At 66.3% G+C, this 4,933-nt stretch carries 3 protein-coding genes; 2 read left to right on the top strand and 1 reads right to left on the bottom strand.

The annotated features are described in order from the left end of the window. Positions 1–114: 114 nt before the first annotated feature. Positions 115–621: a disulfide bond formation protein B gene (locus R5H29_RS00130; RefSeq protein WP_058980348.1), complete on the top strand. Its 507-nt coding sequence runs from the start codon at positions 115–117 to the stop codon at positions 619–621. Between the two features lie 65 nt (positions 622–686). Here the strand turns inward: R5H29_RS00130 and R5H29_RS00125 are convergent, their stop codons facing one another. Further along, positions 687–2,810 carry a TonB-dependent receptor gene (locus R5H29_RS00125; protein WP_155029003.1) on the bottom strand — a complete coding sequence of 708 codons (2,124 nt, stop codon included), beginning with the start codon at positions 2,808–2,810 and terminating at the stop codon, positions 687–689. Between the two features lie 217 nt (positions 2,811–3,027). Between R5H29_RS00125 and R5H29_RS00120 the strand changes: the two genes are divergently transcribed. Continuing rightward, positions 3,028–4,419 (top strand): class II 3-deoxy-7-phosphoheptulonate synthase, encoded by a 1,392-nt coding sequence (locus R5H29_RS00120; RefSeq protein WP_155029004.1) that lies wholly within the window; start codon positions 3,028–3,030, stop codon positions 4,417–4,419. Positions 4,420–4,933 lie beyond the last annotated feature (514 nt).

Below are 4,933 nucleotides of genomic sequence, written 5' to 3'. Positions count from 1 at the left end.
CGCTACCTGCGGCACAATGCGACCCGCACCGTTCCGACAGGCGTCACCTGTGGCGGTTCGAATGGCGCGCGCTCTCGGTTACGCTTGGCGCCCTGATCCATTCGAGCGTTGACGATGAATCCACTGCGCTGGCCCTTCCGCGCCCAGTTCTTCCTGGGCTTCCTGATCTGCGCGGGCCTGCTCGGCTACGCGATCTTCCTGCAGCTGAAGATGGGCCTAGAGCCGTGTCCGCTGTGCATCTTCCAGCGGCTGGCCTTCGCCGCGCTGGGCCTGCTGTTCCTGATCGGTGCGCTGCACGGGCCGTCCAACCGCCCGGGACGCGCGACCTACGGGATTCTCGCCTTCATTGCCGCCGCAGTAGGCGTCGGCATTGCCGCGCGCCACGTCTACGTGCAGATGCTGCCGCCGGAGATGGGCGCGACCTGCGGCCCGCCGCTGAGCTTCCTGCGCGAGACCATGGGGCCGCTGGAAGTGTTCCGCACGGTGCTCACCGGTACCGGCAACTGCGGCAACATCGACTGGACCTTCCTGGGCCTGACCATGCCGATGTGGTCGGGCGTGTGGTTCGTGCTGCTGGCGCTGTGGGCGCTGGTGGTGTCGCTGCGCAGGGTCAAGCGCTGAACGCAGGGTAGTGCCGGCCGCTCGCCGGCACACCGTGGGAATACCGGCCAGCGGCCGGCGCTACCTCAGAAATCCTGCTGCAGGCTCAGGTAAGCACCTCGGCGCGGTCCCCACTGCGGGGCGAAGACGCCGACACCGCCACCGTCGCGCAGCTGGTAGCTGCGATCCAGTGCGTTGATCACGGCCAGTTGGACGTGCAACGGATGGCCGCTGTCGGCATTGAAGTCGTGCCCGGCGCTGAGGTTCACCTGCAGGTACGACGGCAGCTCGCCGCCGTTGGGTACGCCCTCGATGTCCGAACGCAGGCCGCTGCCGAACACGTAGTTGGCACCGATCCGGTTGTGTCCGGCAAAGGCGTAGCTGAAGCCACCCGATGAGGTCAGTTTCTGGTCGTGGTCGAGGTGGATCCAGTGGTCGGCCACATAGGCCAGCGCGTCCGGATCTAGGTTGTACTGGCTGGTGATCACCTGGGTGCCGATGGCCTTGTTGTACGCCGCGTTGAAGTAGGCGCTGAACGGGCCGTTGCTGTAGTCGGCACTGAACTCCAGCCCACGGATGTGGCCACGGCGATAGTTGAACGTCGAGTAGATGTAGGCGGCGCCGAACTGGCCTTCGTCCTGCAGGCGCGCAACGCGGCGATCATAGGCGTCCAAGCCCAGGGTGAGGTGGTCGCCCACCTGCTGCGACACGCCGATGTCGTAGTAGTCGCTGCGTTCGGCCAGTGGCGTGTTGTTGCCGCCGCTGGGCTGCTGGTTGGTGGTGCCGTCGTATAGGGCGATATCGCTGCTGGCGATCAGCTCACTGGCCGGTGGCGTGAAGTAACGCGAATAGCCGGCATGCACGGTGGTGCTGTCGCTGGCATTCCAGACCACTCCCACGCGGGGGCTGAGCTGGCCCTCGGTGTGGCCAAAGGCCTTGTAGCGATCTCCGCGCAGGCCGTAGTTGACGGTCCAGTCGTCGCCGATCTTCCATTCATCCTGCACGTACAACGCCAGCGTGCTGGCATGGAAGGCACTGCGGTCAGGTATCAGCAGCGGTGTGGTGCTGGACTGCTGGCCGGCGTCATCGACCGGAAACACCCAGCTGCTGTTGCTGGCCCGCGCATTCTCGTAGTTGCCGTACAGGCCATAGCGCAGCGTGTGGTCGTTGCCCAGTGGGGTGGAGAAATCGGCCTGCAGCGTGTTGGCGCGGTTGCTGCGTTGCACCTGCGAGGCGACGCCACTGAACACCAGGTCGCCGACGACATCCGGATGGAATGCCACATCGCTGTAGCGCTGCCCGGCCGAGAGCTGATATGCGGTGCTGCCCAACGTGCCCTGCAGCACCAGCATGCCGAAGCGGGTGGCCTCGCGCTGGGTTTCATCCAGCTGGCTGGAGTCGAAGGTGGTGGTATCGAGGTAACCGAACTGCGGCGTCTGCCCGGGGTTGACCGGGATCTGGAAGCGATTGTTGGCAAAGCCGGCGAACACGCTCAGGCGGGTGTTCTCGTTGACGAGGTAGGTAAGGTCAGCGAACGCTTTGCCCTGGCGGGTGTCGTCGTGCAGCGGCTTGCGCGAGCGGGTCGGGTTCTCCAGGCCAACCTCGTTCTGGTCGTAGTTGCCAGTCAGGAACCAGCTCCAGCGCCCCTGGTTGCCCCACCACGAGGCGTTGGGATTGATCTTGCCGAACGAGCCTGCGGTCAGCCCGGCGCTGCCGCCGTTGCCGAGCTCGGCGCCGCTGCGGGTGGTGATGTCGACCACTGCAGCGGTGCGCTCGCCGAACTGCGCCGGCAGCGCGCCATCCATCAGGCGGATGCTCTTGATGGTGCGTGCATCCAGCGTCTGGCCGAAGCCCGAGATCGATTCGGGCAGCAGCACGCCGTTGATGCGGTACTGCAGATTGGCGTGGTCGCCACGCACGTGCACGCCGCCGTAGGAATCCTGGACCACGCCGGGCGCCTGCAGCAGCACCTGGCTGAGCGGCGCGGAGGCGCCCAGCGGCTGCTTCTGGATGTCCTCGGCGGTGATCTGGTACTGGCTGCTGCCGATGTCCGGCGACAGCGTGTTGCGGGCCTGGTCGAGCTGGGCGTGGACGGTGACCGCGTCGAGGTCCTTCACGGGAGCGGCGGCATCGGCGGCCACGGCGAGGGAAGGCAGGCTGGCCAGGGTCAGGGCGAAGGTGATGCCGGTAGCAAGCAGGGAGGGCTTCATGGCGGATAGGCTGTGGAAGGGGCCATTGGGGATTGAGTGTTACTTCGTAACAGTGCGTGGCGAATCATGCGCCTGACCAGCTGGCCGTGGGCATGCCGCTTTTGGCCAATGGCGATGCCCTTTCCCCGGCGTTCAGTCATGTGCAGACGCCGTTCGGCCCTTTGCGACAGCGGTCGGCTCTGCGACCATGAACGTCCCCTACCTCCGGAAGCCTGCAATGAGCCTGTCCGCCGTTTCGCCTGTCCCCGATCCCGCCGCAGCCGCCACCGGCGCTGCCTGGTCGCCGGAGAGCTGGCGTGGCAAGACCGCGCTGCAGATGCCGACCTACCCGGACCCGGTGGCGCTGGACGCTGCCCTGCACGAGCTGAAGCGGCTGCCGCCGCTGGTCACCTCGTGGGAGATCCTGGCCCTGAAGCAGCAGTTGGCGGAGGCCCAGGAGGGCAAGCGCTTCCTGCTGCAGGGCGGCGACTGCGCCGAGAACTTCAGCGACTGCGAATCGGGCACCATCTCCAACCGCCTGAAGGTGCTGCTGCAGATGAGCCTGGTGCTGGTGCATGGGCTGCGCCAGCCGGTGATCCGCGTGGGTCGTTTCGCCGGCCAGTACGCCAAGCCGCGTTCGGCCGATACCGAGACGCGCGACGGTGTGACCCTGCCGAGCTACCGCGGCGATGTCATCAATGCGCCGGCCTTCACTGAAGCAGCGCGCCTGCCGGACCCGAAGCGGATGCTGCAGGCGCACGCGCATTCGGCGATGACGATGAACTTCGTACGGGCGCTGATCGATGGTGGTTTCGCCGACCTGCACCACCCCGAGTACTGGAACCTGGAATGGGTGAGCCATTCGCCGCTGGCCGCCGAGTACCAGAAGATGGTGGCCTCGATCGGCGATGCCGTGCATTTCATGGAGACGTTGGCCGGGGCCCGCGTGCACAACCTCAACCGCATCGACTTCTACACCTCGCATGAAGCGCTGCTGTTGCCGTACGAGCAGGCACTGACCCGCCAGGTGCCCCGCCAGCAGGGCTGGTTGAACCTGAGCACGCATTACCCGTGGATCGGCATGCGCACGGCTGCGCTGGATGGCGCGCACGTGGAATACCTGCGTGGCGTGCGGAATCCGATTGCGATCAAGGTGGGCCCGTCGGTGACGCCGGACCAGCTGCTGCGCCTGATCGATGTGCTCAACCCGCATGACGAGCCGGGCCGCCTGAGCTTCATCCACCGCATGGGTGCCGCGCAGATCGCCGAGAAACTGCCGCCGCTGCTGGACGCGGTCAAGCGTGATGGTCGCCGCGTGCTGTGGGTGTGCGATGCGATGCATGGCAATACCGAAAGCACCGCCAACGGTTTCAAGACACGTCGCTTCGACAACGTGCGTGGCGAGGTGGAGATGTCGTTCGACCTGCATGCGGCCGCCGGTACGCGCCTGGGCGGTGTGCATCTGGAACTGACCGGCGAGGACGTGACCGAGTGCATCGGCGGCGCGCGCGAACTGACCGAGCGCGACCTGGAGCGCGCGTATCGTTCAACGGTGGACCCGCGGTTGAACTACGAGCAGTCGCTGGAGATCGCGATGGCGATCGTACGCAAGCAGGAGCAAGTGCGGTAAGGGTTTTTCGGCAGGGCTTGCAGCCCTGCACCTGCTGCAATCAACGGCAAAAGCCGAAGCGGCATTCCGTGGGGTGGCGGGGTGGTGTGGGTGGTCAGGACACGCCGTAAACCCATCCATGGGGGCTTGATGGCGCCATCCATGGCGCCAACGGTCCTGCCCACCCACACCGCCCCGCCTCTGACAGATTCTGGCGGCTGTGGGTAGGTGTCGACCTTGGTCGACACGGGAGATTCCCGCCATGCGTGGATGAATGTCTGTCAGATTTCGAAATCAGAAAATGAGGTCAGATCCGTTTTCCTCTGGAAAACGGATCTGACCTCAGACTTTGCTGGCAGATCGCGGGAATCTGTCGAAGGCGGGGTGGGGGGGGGGGGGGGGGGGGGGGGGGGGGGGGTGGGGGCGCCCCGGGCCCACCCCCGCGGGGGGGCGCGGGGGGAGCAGACCCGGGCGCCCCAACCCCCCCCCCCCCACCCCACCCCGCCTTCGACAGATTCCCGCGATCTGCCAGCAA

It is taken from the genome of Stenotrophomonas sp. A3_2, assembly GCF_036624925.1.
Lineage (GTDB): Bacteria > Pseudomonadota > Gammaproteobacteria > Xanthomonadales > Xanthomonadaceae > Stenotrophomonas > Stenotrophomonas hibiscicola.
Note: the sequence above shows the minus strand (reverse complement) of the source record. Positions and strands in the feature narration are given on the sequence as shown.